15 protein-coding genes and 3 pseudogenes are annotated in these 25,222 nt (G+C 44.0%); 1 reads left to right on the plus strand and 17 read right to left on the minus strand.

The genetic code is table 11. From position 1 onward, the window contains the following. Positions 1–256: 256 nt before the first annotated feature. From DW904_RS08165 to DW904_RS25245, 16 genes and pseudogenes are all read right to left on the minus strand, one after another. Positions 257–1,263, minus strand: a pseudogene (locus DW904_RS08165) (dipeptide ABC transporter ATP-binding protein). Further along, entirely contained in the window at positions 1,256–2,308 is a 1,053-nt protein-coding gene (locus DW904_RS08170; RefSeq protein WP_334285095.1) for an ABC transporter ATP-binding protein, read from the minus strand. The pseudogene DW904_RS08165 and the gene DW904_RS08170 overlap by 8 nt, the downstream one beginning before the upstream one ends. Before the next feature lie 152 nt (positions 2,309–2,460). Further along, positions 2,461–4,203, minus strand: coding sequence for an ABC transporter permease (locus DW904_RS08175; protein WP_226836499.1), 1,743 nt, complete (start codon positions 4,201–4,203; stop codon positions 2,461–2,463). Positions 4,204–4,213: 10 nt separating this feature from the next. After that, positions 4,214–5,200, minus strand: coding sequence for an ABC transporter permease (locus DW904_RS08180; RefSeq protein WP_118579276.1), 987 nt, complete (start codon positions 5,198–5,200; stop codon positions 4,214–4,216). A gap of 271 nt (positions 5,201–5,471) precedes the next feature. Beyond that, positions 5,472–7,733, minus strand: a complete 2,262-nt coding sequence (locus DW904_RS08185; protein WP_118579279.1) for an ABC transporter substrate-binding protein — start codon at positions 7,731–7,733, stop codon at positions 5,472–5,474. 202 nt (positions 7,734–7,935) lie between these two features. After that, positions 7,936–8,505 (minus strand): hypothetical protein, encoded by a 570-nt coding sequence (locus tag DW904_RS08190; protein WP_118579282.1) that lies wholly within the window; start codon positions 8,503–8,505, stop codon positions 7,936–7,938. An 80-nt stretch (positions 8,506–8,585) separates the two neighbouring features. Continuing rightward, positions 8,586–10,262, minus strand: coding sequence for a M3 family oligoendopeptidase (locus tag DW904_RS08195; protein WP_118579285.1), 1,677 nt, complete (start codon positions 10,260–10,262; stop codon positions 8,586–8,588). A 192-nt stretch (positions 10,263–10,454) separates the two neighbouring features. Continuing rightward, a complete protein-coding gene (locus DW904_RS08200; RefSeq protein WP_118579288.1) occupies positions 10,455–11,759 on the minus strand; it encodes a hypothetical protein in 1,305 nt (434 codons plus the stop codon). 242 nt (positions 11,760–12,001) lie between these two features. After that, the gene (locus DW904_RS08205; protein WP_118579291.1) at positions 12,002–12,994 is read right to left on the minus strand and encodes an ABC transporter permease; all 993 of its coding nucleotides are present in this window, start codon (positions 12,992–12,994) and stop codon (positions 12,002–12,004) included. Next, positions 12,995–14,086 (minus strand): ABC transporter permease, encoded by a 1,092-nt coding sequence (locus DW904_RS08210; RefSeq protein ID WP_118579294.1) that lies wholly within the window; start codon positions 14,084–14,086, stop codon positions 12,995–12,997. Further along, positions 14,087–15,619: an ABC transporter ATP-binding protein gene (locus tag DW904_RS08215; RefSeq protein WP_118579297.1), complete on the minus strand. Its 1,533-nt coding sequence runs from the start codon at positions 15,617–15,619 to the stop codon at positions 14,087–14,089. It abuts the gene before it with no gap. A 250-nt stretch (positions 15,620–15,869) separates the two neighbouring features. Continuing rightward, positions 15,870–17,174 carry a BMP family ABC transporter substrate-binding protein gene (locus tag DW904_RS08220; RefSeq protein ID WP_118579300.1) on the minus strand — a complete coding sequence of 435 codons (1,305 nt, stop codon included), beginning with the start codon at positions 17,172–17,174 and terminating at the stop codon, positions 15,870–15,872. A 178-nt stretch (positions 17,175–17,352) separates the two neighbouring features. Then, complete coding sequence (locus tag DW904_RS08225; RefSeq protein WP_118579303.1) at positions 17,353–18,336, minus strand: AraC family transcriptional regulator; 984 nt, start codon at positions 18,334–18,336, stop codon at positions 17,353–17,355. A gap of 107 nt (positions 18,337–18,443) precedes the next feature. Next, positions 18,444–20,468, minus strand: a complete 2,025-nt coding sequence (locus tag DW904_RS08230; protein WP_118579306.1) for a beta-galactosidase — start codon at positions 20,466–20,468, stop codon at positions 18,444–18,446. Positions 20,469–20,543: 75 nt separating this feature from the next. Next, positions 20,544–23,669 carry a glycoside hydrolase family 2 TIM barrel-domain containing protein gene (locus DW904_RS08235; protein WP_118579309.1) on the minus strand — a complete coding sequence of 1,042 codons (3,126 nt, stop codon included), beginning with the start codon at positions 23,667–23,669 and terminating at the stop codon, positions 20,544–20,546. Continuing rightward, positions 23,656–23,852, minus strand: a pseudogene (locus DW904_RS25245) (DUF6783 domain-containing protein); the annotation flags it as partial. The pseudogene DW904_RS25245 and the gene DW904_RS08235, both read right to left, overlap by 14 nt. On the opposite strand from DW904_RS25245, the pseudogene DW904_RS25250 reads away from it, so the two are divergent. After that, a pseudogene (locus DW904_RS25250) lies at positions 23,770–24,044 on the plus strand (DUF6783 domain-containing protein). The pseudogenes DW904_RS25245 and DW904_RS25250 overlap by 83 nt on opposite strands. On the opposite strand, the gene DW904_RS08240 reads toward DW904_RS25250, so the two are convergent. After that, positions 23,930–25,123, minus strand: coding sequence for an amidohydrolase (locus tag DW904_RS08240; protein ID WP_118579312.1), 1,194 nt, complete (start codon positions 25,121–25,123; stop codon positions 23,930–23,932). The pseudogene DW904_RS25250 and the gene DW904_RS08240 sit on opposite strands and share 115 nt — an antisense overlap. Positions 25,124–25,222 lie beyond the last annotated feature (99 nt).

Genomic DNA, 25,222 nt, shown 5'->3' on the forward strand with positions numbered 1-25,222 from the left:
CAGTACACAGCATTCGGGCAATGGTGATTGCTCTAGCGAGCCATTTCAGGCGCGGTTTTAGCGTAGGCGAAATCCACTGCTTACGGAGACTTAATCGTGAAGGCTCTCCTGAACGATTTAGTCGCAGTTAGCAGTTAGTTCGCTGGAGCGTTGCGCCGGCGAGTGAGCAATCACCATTGTCCGAATGCGTCCGCCTTGAACAACTTTCAACACACTAAATAGCAACAGACCAGGTAATCCCTGGCCTGCTTTATTCTTAGTCATACAGATGGCAGCGCACCTTATGCCCATTTCCCATATCTTTTACCTCAGGCACCTGATTCTTACAAATCTCCATGCACTTCCGGCATCTGGTATGGAACTTACATCCCTTAGGCGGATTCGCCGGGGATGGAATATTTCCCTCCAGAATGATACGGTTTCTCTTCAGATCCGGATCTGGCATTGGAATTGCAGAGAACAGAGCCTCTGTGTACGGATGAAGAGGATTTGCAAAAATATCTGCTGTGGTACCAGTCTCCACAAGACCTCCCAGATACATAACACCGATGGTATCGGAAATATGCTCTACAACGGAAAGATCATGAGAAATGAACAGGTAAGTCAGATTTCTCTTCTTCTGAAGTTCCTTTAACAGGTTGATGATCTGTGCCTGTACGGAAACATCAAGCGCGGAAACCGGCTCGTCACACACAACGAACTCCGGATTCAATGCAAGTGCTCTCGCAATACAGATACGCTGTCTCTGTCCACCAGAGAACTCATGGGGATAACGGTCCTTATGATAAGACTGAAGTCCACAGTCATCCATGATCTTGGTCACATAATCTGCATATTCAGACTTTGGAACCAGGTTATGCTCTCTTACAGCTTCCCCGATGATCTCGCCAACCGGCAGTCTTGGAGAAAGGGAAGAATATGGATCCTGGAAAATGATCTGCATCTTGGTACGCATATCGCGCATTTCTTTATTGGAAAGACCATAAACATCTTTTCCATTGAAGAGAACCTGTCCGTCTGTTTTCTCAATCAGTCTTAAGATGGTTCTTCCTGTAGTAGATTTACCACATCCGGACTCTCCAACAAGTCCCATTGTTGTTCCTCTCTTTAATGTGAAAGAAACGTCATCAACTGCTTTTACAGCTCCAACCTGTTTACCGAACATTCCACCTTGATCGGGAAATATTTCTTAAGATGGGATACCTCCAGAATGTTATCGGACTGCTGATTCTTTGTATTTTCTGCTGTCTTATTCTCACTCATGAGTTTTTCCCCCTTCCCCTGGATGAACATTTGCCAGCCATCCTGCTTCCGGACGGTCTGCATAGCGGTAACAGCTTACTTCATGTGTAGGACTTAATTTGATCACGCCTGGATAGCTTCCCTGACACTTGTCACAACTAAGCTCACAACGGTCACGGAAATAACAGTAATCCGGCATATCAATAGGGTTCGGAACCTTACCTGGAATACTGTAAAGCTTGTCAACCTTCTTGCCTACAACCGGTTTGGAGCGCATAAGTCCAATGGTGTATGGATGAGATGGGTTCTTGAAGATCTCACTTGCAGTACCCTTCTCAACTACACGGCCAGCATACATAACAACTACATAATCTGCCATCTCTGCAATAACCCCCAGGTCATGAGTGATCAGCATAATGGAAGAATTGATCTTATCCTTCAGGTTACGCATCAGATCCAGGATCTGCGCCTGAATGGTAACGTCAAGAGCTGTGGTAGGCTCATCAGCAATGATCAGTCTTGGATTACAAGCAAGACCGATTGCGATACATACACGCTGACGCATACCACCGGAAAGCTCATGAGGATACATCTTATAAACGCCCTCACTGTTGGCAATTCCAACCAGCTTCAGCATTTCGATGGTTCTGGCCTTTACCTGCTCTTTGCTCATATCCGGATTGTGAAGCTTGGTGATCTCATCAACCTGCTCTCCAATGCGGAATACCGGGTTCAGTGCAGTCATAGGCTCCTGGAAAATCATGGAAAGCTCATTTCCGCGAAGCTTCTGCATTTCACTTGTAGGAGTATTTACAATATTGTAAACCTTGTCTCCGGTATTAAAACGGATTTCTCCTTCTACAGTCTGTCCCTGAGGACGCTGTACCAGCTGCATAAGGGAAAGGCTAGTTACAGACTTTCCACAACCGGATTCTCCAACAACACCAACTGTTTTTCCCTGAGGAATTTCAAAGCTTACACCATCAACGGCTTTAACAGTTCCGATATCTGTAAAGAAATAAGTATGAACATTGTCAAACTCAACTACGTTTTCCGGATTCTTCATGGTAGTGATATACTCTGACTCCGGAATATTCTTTCTGTTTCTCTTCTTCTCTATCTCATTGGTGATCTTTCGATTCTCTTTGGAGATTCTTTTGGTTTCCTTAGCTGAGATATAGTTTGCGTTTTTCTTACCAAATAATGCCATATTCGCACCTACCGTTTCATTTTCGGGTCAAATGCATCACGAAGACCATCACCCACAAAGTTAAATCCAAGAACGGTCAGCAGGATTAAGAATCCGGCCGGGATCCATACGAACCAGAAGTTGGTCAATACGTATACATCATTTACCGCATTTACAATATTACCCCAGGAAGCGTATGGGAATTTAACACCGATTCCAAGGAAGCTAAGAGTTGCTTCCATCAGGATAACATCACCAAGTCCCATTGTTGCAATAACGATCAGCTGTGGAATAACGTTCGGAATCAGGTGACGGAAAATACGTCTTGAAATACGAACACCGGTAGCTTCTGTAGCAACCATAAATTCCTGCTCACGAAGAGACAGGATCTGACCTCGAACCATACGGGCAATTCCCGGCCATCCTACGATACCAAGAATTGCACAAAGTGCATAAATTCGGATTCGCGGGTCAATTTTGTAATAATCCATAACAGAACCGATGATAATGTACAGCGGCATTGCCGGAATACAGATTACAACATCAACCACACGCATGAGAATGGTATCTACCCATCCTCCAAAATAACCGGACACACCACCGATCAGAATACCAATAATACCTTCAATAATGATAACAACGAAACCGATCATCAGGGAAATACGTCCGCCATACATCAGTCTGGTCAGCATGTCCATACCGTTTCCGTCTGTTCCTAACCAGTGCTTTTTGCTTGGTCCGGAATAAGTATCATTTACAGTAGTTGCTTTCTGGCTTCTTACAACATACTGTGTATTCTTGGTCTGAAGCTGATAGGTTTCTTCTTCGCCAGCCTCATTAACAGCTGTAAATGTAGAAGCTTTGTCAGCAATTGCCTGTTCTACTGCTTCTTTAAAGGAAAGAGAAAGGAACACACCCTTTGCCTGAGGAGATACCAGAAGATTGGAAACAGTAGCATAAACTTCGCCATCCTTTACAACCTCTGTGGATGTCTCTTTCTCTGTTGTAGTCAGCTCATAGGTTGCGCCATCGTATTCAAAAAAAGCATCTCCTGCTTCAATTGCATCAAGTGCTGCCTGCTGGAAATCAAATCCCATCTCTGCATCATTCGTTGCTGCGCTGAATACTTTCTTGGTTGCAAATGCAACTTCGCCGGAAATTGTGATCTGATTCTCACGTCCGGCCTTCTCAATTGTATAGGTAGTTCCATCTACTTCAAAGGTATTGGCATCATTTGCCACAGCCTCTTCATAGCCTTCTTTGATTTCATCTGTTATTTCTGTATTTCCAACCTGTTTATAAGTAGATTTTCCTTTCAGTGTAAGAACGGTTGCTACTGATTCTGAAGAATAAATTGCCCAGTAATCTTCACCTTTTTGTTCCAATCCGTAGGTTACATCATTTGCTTCAAAGGAATCATTTCCCTTGTTTGTAGCAAGAATAAATTTCTGCTGTCCCTGCGCAGGAAATTCTGCACCATTTGCTGTTGTAAAAATATAAGATTTATTATAGGTAGCTCCCGCATAGTCTTTCCATACATGATCTGTTTTACGGAATACCTGGCTTTCATTGTAAGGGCTTACCATACCACCTATAAATGAAAACAAAAACATCGCTACCAGAATTACAAGTCCTGCCACAGCCAGTTTATTGCGGAAGAAACGCTTTGCAACAAGCATTCCTGGTGAAAGGACTTTTACACGCTGTTCATCATCCAGTGCCTTGGAGGTACTGACATGATCGTCTTTTTTCTTTGTTGGATCTGTACTCATGTTTTTCCTCCTAATTTACTCGTACCCTTGGATCTGCCACAGCGTACAGGATATCTGCGATCAGATTGCCGGTTAATGTCAGAAATGCCAGAAATACCATATAGAACATGGTAAACGGAATATCTCCCTGAGTTAATGCCTGGTAGGAGGTATATCCAATTCCCGGAATCTGGAACAAAGTCTCTGTGATCATCGCTCCACCGAACAGGTTCGGAAGTGTACTTCCAAGGATGGTGATGATCGGAATCAGAGTATTGCGGAATGCATGATGAGAAACCACCTTTTTCTCCGGAACACCTTTCGCTCTGGCAGTACGGATATAATCTGCATTCAGAACCTCCAGCATATTGGTTCTGGTATAACGCATAAGGGAACCAACACTTACGATAGTCAGCGTAATAACCGGAAGGATCATATGCTGTGCCATATCCAGTACCTTACCTACACTTCCATAGGACTCATGCATACGGCTTACGATACCATACAGGTCAACCCATTTCAGATTAATAGAGAAAATCCATTTCAAAATGGTAGCAAAGAAAAAGGACGGCAGCGAAATACCGATCAATGCAAAAACGGTAACTGCATAATCAATCCTGCTGTACTGCTTCGTTGCCGATATAATACCCAAAGGTATGGCAATGATAATTTCCAACAGGAAGGAGGCCAGTGCCAGAGCAAAAGAATACCAGATAACGCTGGCAAATTTCTGTTTTACCGGCTGATGGAAAATCCAGGATTCTCCAAATTCACCATGAACAGCTTTTCCAAGCCAGATAAAATAGCCCTCCAGAACCGGCTTATCCAGTCCATAAGCGGCATTTAACTCAGCAACCAGCTCATCATAGGGCTTCGCGCCCTGTTTCATTGACATATCACGGGCTCTTCCCTCTACATAAGAAGTCGGAAGGGCTCTCTCAATTGAATAAATGATCATGGAAACGAAGAACAGGATCATCGCTCCAAGAAGTACACGACGTACAATAAATTTTTTCATTATATAAATTATCCTTTCAGTATCGGGCGGGAAGACTGACTTACCTTGTTCTTACTGGCAGTGTGTCCTGCCGGTTCTGTCCGTTTTACCGGGCCGGGTTCCAGAGCATGTTTGAAAAAGGCTTTCTGCAAGATGTGCGTCACAATTTGTGGGAGATTGCGGGAATGCTTTTTCAGACACGCTCTAGCCCAAGGCATACTGCCAGTAAGGCAGTGGGTCCACTGGTTATGGTGGACCCACTGCGCTAACAAGTCATTCTTCTTTTATACCTTTAGTTCATTTCGATATTAATGATATCTCCATACCATGAATAGAATGTAGTAACATCTTTCGTAAAGGTATCTGCATTGATACGCTCAGGGCTGTAAATAACGCAGTTCTGTCTCTGATAGATCGGAATCTCTACTGCCCAGTCAAGAATAATGTCCAGACACTGTTTGTAAACAGATTTTCTGTATTCCTGATCAGCTGTGGAACGGGCATCAATAATATCCTGATCCAGTGTTTCATCATTGATGTGGTAGTAATTGCTCTTTACACTTGCGCTGTGGTAAACCTGATACATATCAGGATCCACTGTTGCCTGCCATGCAGCTGCCCACATTTCTGCGGTACCTGCATTTAAAGCATCCCACATAATGTTGGAGTCTGTAACATCATTGATCTCAAGTGTAAATCCGATGGACTCAAGAGCTGCCTTAGCGTCTGTAAGGATTGCAAAGCTTGGGTGATCTCCACTTCCGTCAGCACCGATGATGATCTCATAAGTCATCTTAGCACCTTCTGGAGCTGCTGTTACCTTGCCGTTTTCTACAGTGTATCCGGCTGCCTCGAAGAAGCCAAGAGCTGCCTGTGTTGCTGCTGCAAACTTCTCATCATCTGTCATATCATCTGTGTAAAGCGGATTTCCATCAACATCTACAGAGTAAGCCACCTGATAATCTGCATCAGATTTCTGAGGAGCTGCCCAGGATGTATTGGAAATCGGGTAGTTGATTACAGAAGCAGCATCTCCATAATAAGAATCGATTGCTACATCACGATATACAGCAAGTACAGTTGTAAGAGCTTTTCTTAAGTTCTTGGAAGCATCAGATCCTGGCTCTCCGCCAACATTGATTGTGTTTGCGTTAAGACCGATGTATCCGTATCCAAGGTTGTCTGTTGCGTTAACGATGATCTTATCACCGCTGAGCTCGTCGTTTCCGTTGATGCTCTTAATCTGGTCAAATGCAGATTTGCTTCCGGATGGATCGGAAAGGTCGATTGTACCCTGCTCAACACCGGCAATCTTATCTGCGTCGGAAGTCTCACGCCACTGGAGGTACTTTGTCTTAGGAGCACCCTTGTAGTAGTTCTCGTTTGCTTCCATGTATACAGTCTTGTTCTCATATTTCACAAATTTGTACGGACCTGCGCCAAGTGGCTGGTTGGATTTATCACGTACAGCGGAGAGATCTCCTCTTGTGAAACCGAACTGGTTGTTATCATAGTCATAGAGAGAAGCATCTCCATAATAATGCATTGGCTCAACGATTACACCAAGCTGATAGATTGTAGTTGCCTCGAAACCATCTGTGGTAACCTCAACTTCGTAATCACCAAGCTTCTTGATTCCCTCGATGTTCGCAACCTCTTCACCTTCACCTGCTGCAGTTTTCTGCTCTACCAGGTATTCGGAAGCGATTGTTGCTGCATCTTCATCGAAGTATGCTTCGTCGCCATAGGCAGCTGCAAGTGCAAGATAGTCCTTGCCATACTGGTCTGCGATCTCATTAATGATCGTATCCTGATCTTTGCCATCTACAGAATAGTTCTCATCTACTGCGTAAAGCATTCCAAAGAACTCATCTCCGTTTGTAACACCATAAGCATCTGCATAATCTTCCCATGCAGTCTGCGCCCACTCATACTCAGATGTAAGAAGCGGAACAATCAGCTCATCTTTCACTCTTGCAGCAACTTCATCCGGCATGTCTGCAAGTGTATTTGCAACATCCTCATCTGTGATGGAATCTGCTGCTGTGGAATTCAGACGGTAGTTTTTCATACCTTTGATATTGGTGGAGTAGAATGTTGCATTTCCATCATAATCTGTATCAGAAAGTACATAATATGTGAAAATCAGGTCATCTGCAGTAAGAGGCTCACCGTCAGAAAATGTTACACCCTCACGAAGCTTGAAATTGTATACAGTCTCATCCTCGCCCTCTGTAACAGTTACGTCGGAAAGTCCTGTATAAGTATAATCCGTTCCGTTATACTCATGTGTCTCACCCTCGATACCATTGTAAATAATAGCACCTGTACGGTCACTTCCAAACAGATACTCACCTACATTCTCTGCGATCTGCGTATCCGGAACTGTCTCATGGAATAATCCACTGAATTTCTCGGAGAAGTTAGTCTGTCCAACAACAAGTGGTGTATCGGAAGAACCTCCCTCAGCTTCTTCAGCAAAAACAGGTACGCTCACTGTTGATGCTGCCATGACACCTGTTAATAACAGGGCCATTAACTTCTTCTTGCTCATATCTTATCCTCCTTTTTTAAGATATTTTATTGTAACTATTCATCAGAGCCTGTTGGAGACTCCTGAGGCCAGCTACTACAGACAACCTAAAAATTTGTTGTCTTATACCTCTCTATTTTACCATGTTTTATTACATGTGCAATAGCTATATGGCGAAATATGTCTGGAATTTTGTCCATAATTGTCAAAAACTGAAAGATTTTTACTCAAAATTTGTAAATTTTGCTTTAATCTGCCAGTTTTGCGCAGTGTTAACACTTCCCAGCGCTAAAATCATCACAGTAGCTGCCTCGAATAATAGTTCCCTTGTAAAAATAAGATTTTCGAAATCTTTTAACAAAAAAATCAGGTTTGCCACGCTTGTAAAAAGTCCCAGTACCGTGATGGCAATGCTGCACCTTACCGGACGCCGCACCCCTTTTTCATACTGTGCACAGGTCATATGCCCTATATGCTTTTCCGGGATTACCACCTGTGAGTGAGCTTTTCCCTCCTGCTGTCTGCAAAAAAGAAATAAGGAAGCACCTCCCATGATTCCATAGGAAACAGGGAATACTACCACCATATAGGGAAGTAATATCCAGAAGATCCTGCTTCCTTCATTGTTCAGCATCAGGCTGGCAAAATAGATCACAAGGGCGGCTGCCATAAGAACTGTATTGTTAAGGGCATGTCTTTTCAGCTCCTTCACTGACAGGCTGCTGCCATACCATTTTCCGGTATATTCAAATTTTTCCCCTCTCTGGCGGTAATCATTCCCATATTTTTTCACAATTCTGCCTCAACTTTCCTGTGAGTTCCCAATCTATTACCTGAAAGTGCTTTTCCTTCTCACAGTCTTTGCCTGATGACTCAATCCAGCTTCTTATCCAGCTCATCCACAATCTTCTGAATGCAGCCATCTGTAAATGGAACTGTAAGTCCCACCTGTTTCAGCATGGACGGATAGAAATCACTTGCAGAAAGCCGGCAAAGCTTTATATAATCAGCCCACGCAGCGTCATGATCTTTCTCCATGCGGATCTTAAACTGGAATGCACAAAGCTGTGCAAGTACATAATCAATATAGTAGAAAGGCATCTCAAAAATGTGGTGCTGTCTCTGCCAGTAACCGCCTTCTTCCATAAACCTGCAGCCAGTGGAATCCATATATGGACGGTACTCCTGCTCCAGCCTGTTCCATGCATCACGTCGCTCCTTAGGTGTAAGCTCCGGATTGCCGTATACAATGTGCTGGAATTCATCCACCATTGTTCCATAAGGAATAAAGTCGATGGCATCCTCAAGATGCATCTTGCGGTAATCATCGCCTCTTTCCCCGAAGAAAAGCTCGATCCATGGTTCCGCAAAGAATTCCATGGACATGGAATGGATTTCTGCTGTCTCCATGGTCAGATACCTGGAGTGATCGGTGATCGGATCCTTGCAGGATACATAACTCTGAAATGCATGTCCACACTCATGTGTGATTACATCCACGTCACCACTGGTTCCGTTAAAGTTTGCAAAAATAAACGGTACACCATAATCCGGAAGCTCCGTCATGTAACCACCGGTAGCCTTATTCTTACGTCCGAATACATCAAAAAGCTCATTCTCCATCATCATGTTGAAGAAATCCCTTGTCTCATCAGACATCTCCGTGTACATTTTGCGGCCGCTCTCAAGAATCTCCTCAGGAGTACCGATCGGCGCCGGATCTCCCTGTGGGAAATAAACACCCATATCATAATAACGAAGTGCATCTGCCCCAAGGCGTGCCTGACGGTTCTTGTGCATTCTGGAAGCTAACGGTACAAATACAGTCTTAATCTGCTCGCGAAGCTTCTGTACATCTTCCTTGGTATAAGAATTACGGTTCATGCGGAAGTAGCCCATATCAATGTAATTCTCAAAGCCCAGCATCTGTGCCTGTCTGGTACGGTTCTTCACCATCAGATCGTAGATTTCATCAAGCTCAGCCTGGTTCTCCTCAAAGAAGCCTGAAAAAGCATCCCATGCTTTCTTACGGGTATTCCGATCCTGGGAGCGCATATACTTGCGCATAAGGGAAAGGTTCAGTTCTTCTCCTTCCCACATGATCTTGGCAGAAGCGATCAGCTTACTGTAACGGGAAGCAAGGGCATTCTCCTCCTGCATCAGCGGAATCAGACTGTCATCGAAAGATTTCATCTCCAGTTCCATGGACTTAAATGCAACCGGTCCGATTTTCTCTTCCATATACTGACGATATGGAGTGGCAAAAAGTACTTTCTTATACTCATTTGTCACTGCGTTCAGTTCCGGGAGCTTCTCATCATAGTAGCTCTTCTCGCCGTCATAAAACTCATTTGTCACATCTCCATCCCTGCGGATATGGGCGATGGTGTAAAGAGTTCTCACGTGATCCATCAGCTTGTTAAATTCCTGATGAATCTCGAACTGCTCTTCTCCGCTCTTCGCAGAAGATGCGCGCTGGATAATCTCCTGTGCCTGTGCAATTACAGCTGGAAAATCCACACGAGTGTAAGGCATTTCTGAAAATTTCATCTCGTTCCTCCTTTATAGACACAAATGGGCGGACAAACTTCCTAAAGCTTATCTTCAGAATGCTGTCCGTCCATTGTCGCGTATTATTTACTATATCATAATCACATCTAAATTAAAAGGCTTAAATTTATAAAAAATGTTAATAAAAGAACATTATGACGTTGAAAGTGTGTTTTGCCAAATCTTCAGATTTTATTCAGCTACGCCTTCTTCTCCTTCTTCTACGATTTCCAGATCATCAAGCGTGTCATCTTCTTTGGATTCCTCTTCCTCATACTCTTCTGGTGTATATGGAGTTTCTGTCACGTTTGCCTTTTCCAGAAGAAGCTCTGTTACCTTGCTCTCATAAAGGGCATTTACAAGCGTTTCCCGTGTATAAAGAGTCTCAAAATCAGCAGGACTCTCGCCATAGTAGTCAGCATACTCATTCACATAATTCACGTATTCATCTTCTGTTACCTCAATATTATTGGCTTCGGCATATGCACTGATGAAGAGGCGGCGGTTTACAAGATTTTTGGCTTCTTCTGCAATATCATCCTCTGTAACCCCGAACATATCCAGTACATCATTTACATCTCCGTCTTCCTCTACAAACATGGAATAACCGGAGAGTGCCTCTTCCCTGCATGCCTCAAACAGGTCGTCCGGATACTCTCCCGTAAACTCTGTACGTGCCAGGCAGGCAGAAATCAGATCTTCTGTCTCATCATAAGTACTCTGTTCCTCATAGGACTGCTCCAGATATTCTTTTACAGAAGCCTCATATTCTTCCTTCGTGTCATACCCGGTATAATTCTTCACATAATCCTCATCATATTCCGGAGTATTGGAAGCTGTAACATCTGTTATCTCCACTGAAAAGTCAACGGTTTTTCCCTGCCAGTCTTCCTGCCAGGTGTCATCTCCGTATGTGATGCTAAAATCCAGTTTGTCTCCTGTAGAAACACCTGTCAGCTTCTGGTCAAATTCTGCACCAAATTCTTCCTGTCCCAAAGTGATAAAAGTCTCGTCAGGATCAGCAGCTTCCTCACCCTCCACATTGGCAGTAAGATTCATATATACAATATTTCCGTCCTCGGAAGGTGTATTGGTAGACTGCTCATCACTGGCATCTGCCAGCTCTTCCTGGATCTCATCCTGTACCATATCGTCTGTGATCTCATAGGTATACCTGGTAACCTCTACACCATCATAATCTCCAAGAGTCACATAATCGGAAGCATTCTGAACCAGATATTCAGAAGGAGTAATGGGATCAAGAGCTGCTTCTTCCTCTGCATCATCTGCATCGATCACTTCATTATTCTCTACATCCTGTGAAAATTCAGGATCCAGTTCTTCTCCATCTTCATCCGGATCAGCAGCTGTCAGATCATCCTCTGCTGTGCTCTCCTGGGTAGTATTGTCCGTGTTTTTCTGCTGGGAAGCATTATCTCCACAGCCTGCAAATACTGTCATAGCTGCCAATGCAGCAAAAACATATCTTTTTTTCATATTTTTATTCCTTTCTGATAACTGTATAGCTAAGAGCCAGCTATCCTTTCTATATGTTTCGCATGTTATTTAAAAATAATATAACATTTTCGAAATATTTTGTAAACTTTCATTTCCTATGGACACTGATTTTTCACAAATCGTATTGCCGTCTGAAGAATGAAAAAAATCCTCTGCATGCTGCACCATACAGCATAAGCAGAGGATTCTGAAATTTCAATATTCTATCAAACCAATCCCTGTTATCTTTCCTCTCGGAAGTAGGAAAGTCCCAGACTTTCCGGAGGCTGATTTTCTTTTTTCTTTCGGAAGCTTACTACAACCAGAACGATAATGGTAACCACATAAGGAACCATCTGGATCAGGTCTGTGACATAGCTTGCAACCTTGATTCCAAGAATACTTGGAAGGAACTGATACAGCCAGTAGAGCATACCGAAAAGATACGCGCCCCAGATACAGTTCAGAGGTTTCCATGTGGTAAATATAACCAGTGCAACTGCCAGCCAGCCAAGAGCCTCGATCTGTCCCGTTGTCGCCCAGATGCCCTGATTATAATCCAGAACGTAATATAATCCGCCGATTCCGGAAAGACCGGCACCAATACAGGTTGCCAGATATTTATATTTGGTTACATTGATTCCGGCTGCGTCTGCAGTTCCCGGATTTTCACCTACAGCCCGAAGATTCAGACCTACTCTTGTTTTGTTCAGCACGTAATGCAGCACAACAGCAATAATGATTGCCGCATACACCAGAAAACCATAGGCAAAAATAGTTTTACTTACAATTCCCAGCTTACTGGACAGGAATGGAATCTTCTTTGAAAAAGAAGCGTATGCCAGCGGTGCTGCAGTGTAGCTTGCACCATTTAAAATAAATACACCAAAGAAATTAGCAACGCCCATACCGAATGTGGTAAGTGCAAGACCGGTTACATTCTGGTTTGCACGAAGGGTAATGGTAAGGAAGCTGAAAATCAGCCCTCCCAGCATGGAGGCTGCAATTGCTGCCACAAGCGCCAGGATCACACATATCCAACCCTTTGGATCTGCTGAATTTTTCTCGTAAAAATAGGAGCTGGCGAAGCCAGCAAAGCCGCCAAGATACATAATTCCCGGAACACCAAGATTCAGGTTTCCGGATTTCTCAGTGGTGATCTCGCCCATGGAACCAAACATGATAATTGTTCCAAATGGAATTGCCCTGATGATCCACGCAATCAGATTACTCATTTAGTGCACCTCCTTTTTGGAACCACGGAAAATCATTTTATAGTTGATGAAGAATTCACTTCCAAGGATAAAGAACAGAATCACGCCTTCAATAATACTTGCTGCATAATCGTTCAGGCTGTATGCAGAAGCAATCTCTGCTGCACCTTTGGAAAGGAAGATCAGCAGGAAGGAGATCAGAGCCATATAAAACGTATTAAACTTTGCAAGCCATGCTACAATAATGGCGGTGAATCCGTTTCCGCCTGCGGATGTGGTGGAAATAGTCTGGTCTCTTCCTGCTACGATCAGGAAACCAACCAGACCGCAGATAGCACCGGAAATGATCATGGTACGGATGGTTACCCATTTTACATTGATACCAGCATATCTTGCAGTGTTCTCAGATTCTCCGACAACGGTGATCTCATATCCCTGTTTGGAATATTTCAAATAGAAGAACATGACAAACATCAGGATCACAACAATCAGAATGTTAATATTATATCTCTGTCCCAAAAACTGCGGAAACCATCCAACCTGTGTAGACATGTTCAGTTTACCAAGGCTGGAGGCTTTTCCACGAAGAATATTAGTCATGCATGCCACAATGCTGGTTGCCACATAGTTCATCATCAGGGTAAACAGTGTTTCGTTTGTGTTCCAGTATGCCTTAAACACAGCCGGGATAAAGCCCCACAGACCGCCTGCGATCACGCTGGTAAGGAACATTACCAAGAAAAGCACCGGTGTAGGAAGGCTGGCTCCGCATTTTACCATAACCATGGCAGTGGCAAGACCACCCACCAATACCTGTCCCTCTGCACCAATGTTCCAGAAATGCATTTTAAACGCAGGGGCAAGAGCAATACCGATGCAGAGCAGGGTTACCAGATCTCGCATTGCCCAGGAAAAACGAATACTTGTCATAAAGGTACCGTTAAACATAACTACATATACGGATAACGGATTCAGTCCGGTTACGCTGTAAATGAAAATTGCATCTACAACCAGTGCCAGTAAAATGGCAGCTGCACGAACCCATACTTTGTAGCCGAAGCTGCTTTTGTCACGCTTTATAATTCGGACTAAGGGTTCTTTTGTTTCACTCATTTATTTCCCCTCCTTCCGAAGATTTGTCATCAGCAGACCAACTTCTTCTTTTGTGGTGGTTCTGGCATCCAGGATACCATTCTCCCTGCCGCCGCAGAGAACCAGAATGCGGTCGCACAAGTCAATGAGCACATCCAGATCCTCACCTACATAAACAACTGCAACGCCCTCTTTTTTCTCCTCATTCAGAAGATTGTAGATCGTATAGGAGGTATTGATATCCAGACCACGTACTGCATAGGCAGTCATCAGGACAGTCGGTGCCTCTGCGATTTCACGGCCTACCAGAACCTTCTGTACATTACCGCCGGAAAGGCGGGATACAGGAGTATTTAAGCTTGGGGTAACTACCTCCAGCTCTTTTTTTACCTTTTCTGCCATTTTCTTCGGAGCACGCATATCGGTAATCGGAGATGGACCATTTCCATAACTCTTTAACAGCATATTTCCCGTCATACCCATGGAACCAACAAGTCCCATTCCAAGACGATCCTCTGGAACAAATGCAAGATGCACACCGGCATCCCGAATTTTCTTTGGTGTTTTGCCAACCAGCTGAAGAGGCTGGTCTTCTTTACCTTTTTCATAGAATTCAATGCTGCTGCCCTGGGCTGTAATCTGAAGTCCTGCAATGGCTTCCAGAAGCTCCTTCTGTCCATTTCCTGAAATTCCCGCTATACCAAGGATTTCTCCGCCGAAAACATCGAAGCTTACATCGTCCAGCACCTTGATTTCCTCACGGTTATAAACAGTCAGATGGGAAACTGAAAGGCGTTTCACAGGATTTACAGGCGCAGAGCGGGCAATATTCAGTTCTACCTTCTTGCCAACCATCATCTCTGTAAGGGAATTTTCTGTAGCTTCATTGGTCTCTACTGTGCCTATGTACTCCCCTTTTCGAAGGATTGCCACGCGGTCAGAAATCTCCAGAACTTCGTGAAGCTTGTGGGTAATGATAATAACGGATTTGTTATCTGCTTTCATGTTTCGGATTACTTCAAAAAGTCTTGCCGTTTCCTGAGGAGTCAGAACTGCCGTAGGCTCATCCAGAATCAGGATGTTTGCTCCTCTGTAGAGAACTTTTACAATTTCCAGAGTCTGTTTCTGAGATACACTCATCTCATAAACCTTCTGGTCTAAATCCAGGTCAAAGTGATATTTATCGCAGATAGCCTTGGCTTTTTTCTTAACCTCTTTCAGGTCAAATTTCTGCCTCTTGTCAAGACCAAGGGCGATATTCTCCGTAGCACTGAATACATCGATCAGCTTAAAATGCTGATGGATCATACCGATTCCCAGATCGTAGGCATCTTTCGGAGAGCGAATCTCCACTTTCCTGCCGTCTATCATGATCTCGCCGGAATCTGGAAAATAAATACCGGAGATCATATTCATAAGAGTGGTCTTGCCACTTCCATTTTCTCCCAGAAGGGAGAGAATCTCACCTTTTTTTACATCAAGGTTGACATTTTTGTTGGCAACAACTTTTCCAAATGTTTTGGTAACATTTTTTAATTGAATGGCATATTCCAAAGTGTTGTGCCTCCCTTCCCGTTTTATAATCAAGGCAAAACAAGCTCTTCTGGTTTTGCCTATCTTTGAAGCGTTCGCCAAAATCCCACATCCGCGTGGATTTTAACTTTCCCGCTTACGAAACAAAAGGGAAGCCTTTTTACAGCTCCCCTTTTGGATTTCATGTAATTCGATAACTGTTCAGGTTTCTTCCCAGCTACCTGCTCCACGATGCACAGAAATCATGCTTCGCAGGATTTCGCATTACTGCTTATTCAACAGCGTCTGCGTCCTCTGTGATTCCATCAATACGAAGTGTAAAGTATGGAGCGCTTCTGAATGTGGACTCTGCAAAGTGTCCATCCTCGATAGCCTCAACAGTCTCGCCCTGATATACAACAGTTGCAGGATCAGTTGTGTAATCCATGAAGGAAAGGTCAACCGGTGCAGAAGTAACTTCCTCGCCGCCTACAGTAAATGTAGAGGTATCAAACACCTGAAGAGAACCGTCTTTCAGTTTGCTCTCGATATCAGCAACATAGTCTGCAGTTCCTTCTGCACAGGACTCACCAAGTTCTGTGATTCCTACTGCATCGTCATTATATCCTGCGGACCAGTCCTGCTCAAGGTCACCACCGCCCATTACGGTTGCAATTGCATGTTTGTAGTATACTGCCCAGTTATTGGTAGCAGAGGTAAGTGCTGCTGTAGGAGCAGTCTCAAGCATATCAATATTGTAGCCTACAGAGTAGCAGATCTTGCCATCATCGTGAAGCTTCTGTGTAGCTGCAGGAGCACCTGTAGAGTCTGCATGCTGTCCGATGATCACACAGCCATTTGCAATAAGTGCCTCAGCTGCTGCACCCTCTTTGTCAATATCAAACCAGGAGTTTGTGTACTTAACTTCCATTACAGCGTTCGGAACAACGCTCTTAATACCAAGGTAGAATGCGGTATAACCGGAAACAACCTCAGCGTAGCTGAATGCTCCAACATAACCAACCTTTACATTGCCGTCTGCATCAAAGCTGTCTGGCTGTGTCTCTGTGGTAAGAGTGCCATCCTCAAGAATCTCTTTCAGCTTCAGACCAGCTACAACACCGGATACATAGCGGGATTCATAGATGTTGGTGAATGCATTCTTGAAATTCTCGCATCCGCTGATTGCTGCAAAATCACCTGTCATGGAAACGAATGTTACATCCGGGTATTCCTGAGCAGCCTGTACCAGATAGGTCTGATGTCCATAGCTGTTACCGATTACCAGAGAGCATCCCTGTCCAACAAGGTCGATTGCTGCATCATAGCAGCTGGAGTCTTCCGGAACTTTGTATTTCCAGATGATCTGGCTGTCGTCAAGGCCCAGCTCTTTAGCTGCTTCCTTAACACCGGCGATATGAGCTGCAGAATATCCTTCTGTCTCATCACCTACAAGAATAACTCCCATCTTGAAGTTCGGATCAGCTTCAACGCTGTCCTCGTCAGCGGCATAAACAACAGAAGCGAAGGCGGTCATTGTAAGCACCATCACTGCTGCAAGAAGAAGGCTGACTACTTTTCTACACATTTTTTTCATTTTACTTCCTCCTTGATATTTTTATTTGCCTGAGACTTTCCCCCTCTATGTAAGAAAAATCTTAAACGTTACAGTTATTTTATTTTTTTTCTAATTAAATGTCAACCATTTATATATAATTCAAAAAATATTTTTGAACAATGATAATTTTTTTTGTAAAAATATTTTTACGCGTTCTTCATAATCTTACTTTATCATTTTTCTTATTAGCCACGCGGAAAGCTCTTGGCGTTACCCCATATCTTTCCTTGAATACACGGTGAAAATAACTGTTGTTTTCATAGCCCACTGCTGCAATGATATCGCTGATGGGAAGGTCTGTATCACACATCAGTTCCACAGCTTTACCAAGACGTTTCCGCTGAAGCAGCTCCTTAAAATTAAAGCCTGTTGTTTTTTTTATCATTTTGCTTAATACATGCATGGGAAGGTGAAGCATATCGCATAGCTCAGTCAAGGTGGCCGTGCGGTATTTCTGCTCAATATAATCCAGAGTCGTCATGGATATCATGTTCTCGTACTGATTTGGAAGGCGCATTTCCACATACTGTACAGAGTCCATAAGGTAAAGAAAAATAAGTCCCATGGTAGTCTGATTGATTTTATTCTGGTTGCCCCTTCCTGTTACAAGGGAATAAATAATATTTTCCAGAAGATTCTGGATCTGCAGCACCTCAGATACCTTAAAATGAAGATATTCTCCCTGCTGGTTATCCCGGCGCAGTACATTCACCAGAAAATCTGCCAGAACATTATTATTTCCTGCCATTGAATATGCCACATCAAAAAACTCCGGCAATACCATAAAATTTATGGCAATGTCACTCCTGCCAGCTGCAAGAATCTCATGATGGGTAAACTGATTCAGAAAAAGCAGTTCCCCTTTTCGCACAATAACCTGTTTGCCATCTATAATATTCGTAAGAGTTCCCTCGCATACGTAGAGTACTTCCACATAATTATGGCGGTGAAGGGGAAAATGAACAAACCTGGTATGGGTGCGGATTGCGATCAGCTTTCCTTCCTCCAGCATCTTATTGCTGTCAATGGTAAAATCGCTTCCAGACGTGTAAAGATCCCTGTCCACTTCTGCTTCTCCGTTCAGGATCCTTCTCTCTTCTTCTGTAATTTCACGAAGCTGCTCCAAGAGTTCTCTCTGCACTGCACATACCTCCTGCTGCATGATTTCTGTTTTTCTAATTATATACACAAAAAGAAGTTAGTGTCAAAACCTCTTTTCACACTAACTTCTTCCGCTATTTTTAATCTCTATTTTTTCTTTTTCAGGACCCTTGTTGCCAGCGGCTGCATAATCTCATCCGCTGCGCCGTAGATCACTTCATATTCTGCTGGAACTGGAACTGCCTTGGTTTCTCTTGCATAGTTCTGGATAAACAGATATTCATTTTCCTGATTTTCACGTAAGGTGACAGAAACCTCTGCCGGTACGAATCCCAGCGGTGCCTGAATGCCAGCTTCCTTTGCTGCCTTTCCGTAGAAATCACTGTAGAAAGCCTGTTCCATATCTGCGCCAACGTAATATACGTGACCTTTTCCATATGCTTTATGTGTCACTACAGGAGCTCCTGCATAGAAGTCATCGCCATAGCGCATAAGCACTTCTGCATCGGATACCTTTACCAGCTCACACAGGTTCTTGCAAGTATAGGTACCGCTGATTCCCAGATGATTGCCTGGTTCTGAAATTCCGTGGTTCTCTTCCCAGTCATAAAGAGCATCAATCTCCGTAGTACGAAGGCCGGCTGCCTCCATAAGCCCGTATGGTGTACCTCCAAGGAAGCACTTGTCTGTACCATCCACAAGACCGGTCCAGTAAGTGATCACCAGGGTTCCGCCATTTTCTGCATATGCTCTTAATTTTTCTTCGTATCCATCTTTAAACATATAAGCCATTGGCGCTGCCACGATCTTATAGCCGGAAAGCTCATGCTCCATGGAGATCACATCCACATTCAGTCCCTGTTCCCGCAGGGCGCGGTACTGCTTCTGTACCGCTTCTGTGTAGAACATGTTCTCATTCCGCGGTCCCTGTGCATCCTGGATTGCCCAGTTATTTTCTCTGTCATAAAGGACTGCTGCCGGAGACTTCATCTGGCTGCCGCAGACTTCCTTCAGTGCCTCCATAGCCTCTCCAACCTCTGTCACTTCTTTAAACACGCGGGTATCCTCTCCGCCATAGTGGTCGATCACTGCGCCGTGGAATTTTTCAGAAGCCCCCTGGCTCTGATGCAGCTGGAAGTATAAAACGCTGTCGGAGCCGTGAGCTACTGCCTGAAGAGAGGCAGCCAGCATCATTCCCGGCTTTTTCAGCTTATTGATGGGCTTCCAGTTTGTGGCAGATGGGCAGGACTCCATGAGAAGAAATGGCTGATTCTTAATGCTCCTCATCAGATCATGCTGCATACCTGCATCAATGGCAGTGAAAAATTCCTCTTTCTTATGCCAGCTTGGATAGTTGTCCCAGGATACCACATCCAGAACATCGCGGAACTTCTTGTAATCAAGACCGTTGTAATCATACATCAGATTGGCTGTTACCGGCAGTTCAGAACCACCTTCACGGATTGCAGCAACCTCTCCTTTGATGAAATCAATGGTGCGGTCTGTAACGAACCGGTTCCAGTCAAGCTTCAATGCATGAAGCTCGTTCTCCCCCTTTGGGGAAGGGGCTTCAATCTGATCGAAGCTATTGTAAATATGGCTCCAGAATGTGGTGCACCAGCTGGAATTCAGCTTCTCAATGGTTCCATATTTTTCTTTCAGCCATTCCCGGAATTTCTGCTGACAAAGAGGGCAATAGCATTCTCCGCCAAACTCATTGGAAATGTGCCACAGAATCACACCAGGATGACTGCCCAGTCTCTGGGAAAGCAGCTTGTCCATATCGTGAACCTTCTGACGATATACCGGAGATGTATAGCAATGATTATGTCTTCCTCCGAAAAATCTTCTGGTGCGGTCCGGATCCATGCGAAGGACCTCCGGATACTTATCGGCCATCCACTTTGGCCTTGCGCCTGACGGTGTTGCCAGGATCGTGGAAATTCCCTCTTTATATAAATTGTCAATAATCTCTTCCAGCCAGCCCAGATTGTACTTTCCTTCTTCTGGTTCCAGTACTGCCCAGGAAAAGATTCCTACAGATACTGTATTAATATGGGCTTTTTTGAAATATTCAATGTCTTTTTTCAGAATGTCCGGGCGGTCAAGCCACTGCTCCGGATTGTAATCACCACCATGCAGCATATGGCCATATTCTATTTTTCTTGCCATCTCAATCTCCTTTTTGTTGCCATGATAAGAATATTTTTGTTACTGGTCACGGAGTGAACAGTAACGTATTTTTTCTCAGATTCCCTTAAATACAAATGAAAACTCCATAGGCTTACTTGTATCCAGCAGATATTCTTCCTGGGTTCTTGCTCCCCAGCTGTCGTCTCCGGCAATTCCCATCTGGCCTTTTGCTACGCGCACTACTGTATAATGAATCTGGGGCAGCTCATATGGATGCATTGCATTTTCCATCTCATGAGGTGTGTATGGCAGGGCAGAGAACATCATCGGGCCGTTTTCTTTATCCATCTCAAAAAGCATTCCTCTGCCTTTCCGGTCTGTGATCTTCGCCCATCTGACCTCTTCCTTGGCACCGCATTCCTGTGGAACCATATATCTTGCCACATTATCTTTTACCATATTATCGTAGATTCCAAGCTTTGCACCTTTCTTACGGTCTGCATAGGTCTCAGCTTCTCCAAGTCCATACCAGGATACATGGTCATAATCTGCATTAAACTTGAAAATCACACCAAATTCCGGCATATCGCCAAGCTCCTTCACCGGATCATAGGAAAGTGTGGTACGAACTCTTCCATCTCCGAAAACTTCATAAGCAAGTGTACACTCAGCTGCCGGAATAGTTGGAAGAAAATAGGTATAGGATACCTTTACGGAATGCTCTTTTTCCTCTACCTTTGGTACATTTCCAGGTCCATATGCCGCTCCGCGGTAATCCTTATGGTTTACATACATGCTGGCAAGCTTCCACTGTCCGTAGCGCATTGCCATCAGATTTCCACAGTCATTGTCTGTTGGTGCACGCCAGAAATTAGGCTTCGGAATTGCCTCGATCATTTCTTTTCCTGCATATTTATAGGAAACAAGACCACCGTTCAATACGGAGAAAAGCACATCAAATTCCGCTCCGCGCACGCCAATATTATGGGTACTGTGAATTACCTCCAGATGCTCTGTGCAAGGCTTCACAGCTGCTTCCACCTGGTAAACATACTGTCCAAAGGCAACCTCATGACCTGCTTTCACCCATGGCATATCCTCTTTCAAATGGAAAGAAACAGTTACCGTGTACTCACCTGCTTTCTCCTCCTTCTTAAATGGAAGAGCATATTCCATCTGGCTCAAAGGAGCCACTGCTGTATCCAGTACTTCTGTACGAATTACGTTTCCATCCTTCTGAAGAGTTACTCTGCATTCAAATGTGTCCGTATTTACAAACAGATTCTTGTTGATCACGTTCACGGAATCAGCACTTACCTGTGCGGTAATATTCTGATAATTAAATTTTACTTCCTGCATCTTCGGAGACGCATCACGATTTCCACCATATGCAATACCATTTCCACTGAAATTATAATCAGTAGGACGCTCGCCAAAATCTCCGCCATATGCCTGGAACTCTTTTCCATAACGGTCTTTTTTGTAAATAGACTGATCGATATAATCCCAGATAAAGCCACCCTGATATTTCGGCTCTGTATCTGTCAGATCTGTATATTTATGCATGGCACCGCAGGAATTTCCCATGGCATGGGTATACTCACAGCAGATAAAGGGCTTGGAAGCATCTTTTGCAAGAAACTCTTTAATTGCTTCCACAGATGGATACATCTGGCTTTCCATATCGCTGGTAGCGTTATATCTGCGGTCATGGCAGACACCTTCATAATGTACCAGACGGGTAGGATCTGCATTTCTAAAGAGCTGGGACATTTCAAAAATATCCTTACCACCGAAGGACTCATTTCCACAGGACCAGATCAGGATTGCCGGATGGTTCTTATCTCTCTGATACATGGAATTGGCGCGGTCTAACATCATAGACTGCCATTCCGGCTTATCATGGGGAACCACGTAAGTATAGTCTTTCGTAAATTCCGCTGTATCCCAGGAGCCGTGACTTTCCAGGTTGGTCTCATCGATCATGTAAATTCCAAACTCATCACAAAGCTGGTAGATCAGAGAAGCATCCGGATAATGACAGGTGCGGATGGCATTGATGTTATTCTGCTTCATGATGGTCAGATCCTTGCGTAGCTCTGCTTCGGATACACATCTTCCTGTTATGGAACTGAATTCATGACGGTTCACACCTTTAAATACAATTCGTTTTCCATTTAAAGTCATAATTCCGTCTTTCATTTCAAATCGGCGGAAACCGACTTTCTGAGGGATCACTTCCTGAAGAATACCATTCTCATCGAAAACCTCCATGACCAAATCGTAGAGCTGGGGATCTTCTGCACTCCAGAGAATCGGATTCTCCACCGTCCAGCTAAAAGTATCAGCAACACCTTTCTGAACGGTTCTGTCAGCAGCTTCAGCGGCTGCATCTTTTCCGTTCCGGTCACTTCCTGTATTTGCTGCATTTTCGCCTAAGCTCTTATTTTCCTCCAATATGGTCTGTCCATTTTTTGACAGAGCAATATGCACATTTCCCTTTCCCCAGGTGCTGGTCTTGACTTCAAACCGGGCTTTGTTAAGGCTCTCATCCGGGATTGCGCGGATCTGGAGATCATACACATGCACATCCGGTACTGTATAAAGATAAACCTCCCGGTAAATTCCAGAGAAGCGATAGAAATCCTGGTCCTCGCACCAGCTGCTGGCTGTCCACTTGAACACCTGAGCTGCCAGCTTATTTTCCCCTTCTTTCACATAATCGGTGAGTTCAAATTCTGACGGGGTAAAAGAATCTTCACTATATCCTACAAACTGGCCATTCAGCCAGAGAGCGATTCCACTTTCTGCACCCTGGAAGGAAATAAAAAGACGTTTTCCTTTCATCTGTTCCGGCACTGTGAAATATTTCACATAGCTTGCCACAGGATTGAAATGCTCCGGAATCTCCCCTGGGTGAATATCCTCGTGTCCTTCCCATGGATACTGCACATTGGCATACTGAGGTGCATCGTAGCCCTCCATCTGGATATGGGCCGGCACACGGATGTCATCCCAGTCTTTGCAGGAATAATCTTCTCTCTCGAAGCCTTTTATGGTATTTCCGTAATTGCGGGCATAATGGAATTTCCAGATTCCATTTAAGCTGTGGCGGTAAGAAGTCTCACCTGTGGAAGCCTCTTCCACGTTTGCATAAGTGATATGATCGGAGTGCGCCTCCATTCTTCCGTCTTTAAAATATTCGGGATTCTTAACTAATGAATAATCAAATTCCTTCATATGTAATCCTTTCTCGATACTGTTCACTGGTAACAACAGTAACCCTTTCTCTATAAACGTTGCGGGCAATATTTTCCAGATGCCCTGCACTAGAGCGTGTTTGAAAAATCATTCCCGCAATCTGCACGCCCCACTTTGCGGGAGATTTCACCCGAATTCGGTTGCCGTAGCCCGCTACGGCGCCTCATCCGAGCGAAATCTCCCACAAATTGTGACGCACATCTTGCAGAAAGCCTTTTTCAAACACGCTCTAGGAAGATCTATAATTCGAAATTTTTACGAATTACATTTGCAAGCAGCTCTGCAGTACCGTCAATTCCGAAATTGTTGCTGTTCAGCATCAAATCCATATATTCGGTACTTCCTGGCTGTTGACCAAATGTCGCAATCAGTTCGCTGATGCTGTTGTATGCAGGTTCAAAAGCAGAAGTGTCAGGCGTGTTTTCCAAGTATTCCAAAACGTAGCTGACGGCAGCGGCAGTACCATAGATAAGTCCGTCCTCGTCCAGATCAAATTCCGGGGTATGGTGATTAGCGCCGGAACCTAATTCGTCATTTTTTATTCCCACGAAGGTTTCTACACCTGGAAACAGGCTGCACATATAACTGAAGGTTTCAGATGCCATCCATGGCTCACAATCATATATGACATCTTCGCCGATCTGTTTCTTGATAGAATCAATATAGGTTTTTCTGCATGCAGGATAGTTCTCTGTAGGTAAAAGCTGTTCCAGCAATTTAAACTGGTAGGTACAGTAATTAAGAGGACAAATTGCAGCAACAATTCGTTCAAATTCTTTGATAAATTCTTCTTCGCTGTTTCGATCCATCATTCGGATGCTTCCTTCGCAGGTAAGCTTGTCGGGAATCAGGTTAAAGGTTGCTCCTGCATTGACAGAGCCCAGAGACCAGGTCAGAACGGTGTTGGGTTTTATGTATTTTAACCGGAGTGTATCAAGGTTAGAATATATGTCATGGAAACAGTCAATTACACTGTGAGCAAGATCCGGTCTGGAACCGTGTCCGCCTTTTCCGTTTATTTCAAGTACGAATTGGTAAAGGCCTGACATGGCAGAACCCTGGCAGTAGGAAAGTTTTCCTGTGGGAATGTCCCAACGCACATGAGAGGCGTAGCAGGTATCAAACTTCATGTCCTTTTCTGCCATATAAGCCAGAAGCTTTTCTATATTCCGATGTCCTTCTTCTCCTTCCTCAAACATAAGGACAACGCGTCCATTTAGGGAAGCTTCCATATTCTTCAGTATTTTTGCGGCGGTAAGAAGCATGGCAATGTGGCCGTCATGGCCGCAGCCATGCATAACACCAGGATTTTTTGAAATACATATTTTTTTATTCTTAAGATTGGTCTCGGATTCCAGTATGGGAAGTGCATCGATGTCGGATCTGAGAAGAACTGTTTTTCCGGTACTGTCTCCGTTTATATATGCAAAAATGCTACCGCCTGGTACCTAGACATAAGGAATATCAATTTTTTCAAGTTTCACATTATCTGTCGAATCTTCTGAATTGTCAAGTATTTTTTTGCTTTTTTG

The organism is Ruminococcus sp. AM42-11 (assembly GCF_003480145.1).
Classification (GTDB): domain Bacteria; phylum Bacillota; class Clostridia; order Lachnospirales; family Lachnospiraceae; genus Blautia_A; species Blautia_A faecis.

What these genes read in the sequence shown, in the direction of transcription:
- DW904_RS08180 (WP_118579276.1), bottom strand. Translation starts at nt 5,200, where the DNA reads ATGAAAAAATTTATTGTACGTCGTGTACTTCTTGGAGCGATGATCCTG.
- DW904_RS08230 (WP_118579306.1), bottom strand. Translation starts at nt 20,468, where the DNA reads ATGGCAAGAAAAATAGAATATGGCCATATGCTGCATGGTGGTGATTAC.
- DW904_RS08195 (WP_118579285.1), bottom strand. Translation starts at nt 10,262, where the DNA reads ATGAAATTTTCAGAAATGCCTTACACTCGTGTGGATTTTCCAGCTGTA.
- DW904_RS08175 (WP_226836499.1), bottom strand. Translation starts at nt 4,203, where the DNA reads ATGAGTACAGATCCAACAAAGAAAAAAGACGATCATGTCAGTACCTCC.
- DW904_RS08220 (WP_118579300.1), bottom strand. Translation starts at nt 17,174, where the DNA reads ATGAAAAAAATGTGTAGAAAAGTAGTCAGCCTTCTTCTTGCAGCAGTG.
- DW904_RS08200 (WP_118579288.1), bottom strand. Translation starts at nt 11,759, where the DNA reads ATGAAAAAAAGATATGTTTTTGCTGCATTGGCAGCTATGACAGTATTT.
- DW904_RS08170 (WP_334285095.1), bottom strand. Translation starts at nt 2,308, where the DNA reads ATGAAGAATCCGGAAAACGTAGTTGAGTTTGACAATGTTCATACTTAT.
- DW904_RS08205 (WP_118579291.1), bottom strand. Translation starts at nt 12,994, where the DNA reads ATGAGTAATCTGATTGCGTGGATCATCAGGGCAATTCCATTTGGAACA.
- DW904_RS08185 (WP_118579279.1), bottom strand. Translation starts at nt 7,733, where the DNA reads ATGAGCAAGAAGAAGTTAATGGCCCTGTTATTAACAGGTGTCATGGCA.
- DW904_RS08210 (WP_118579294.1), bottom strand. Translation starts at nt 14,086, where the DNA reads ATGAGTGAAACAAAAGAACCCTTAGTCCGAATTATAAAGCGTGACAAA.
- DW904_RS08235 (WP_118579309.1), bottom strand. Translation starts at nt 23,669, where the DNA reads ATGAAGGAATTTGATTATTCATTAGTTAAGAATCCCGAATATTTTAAA.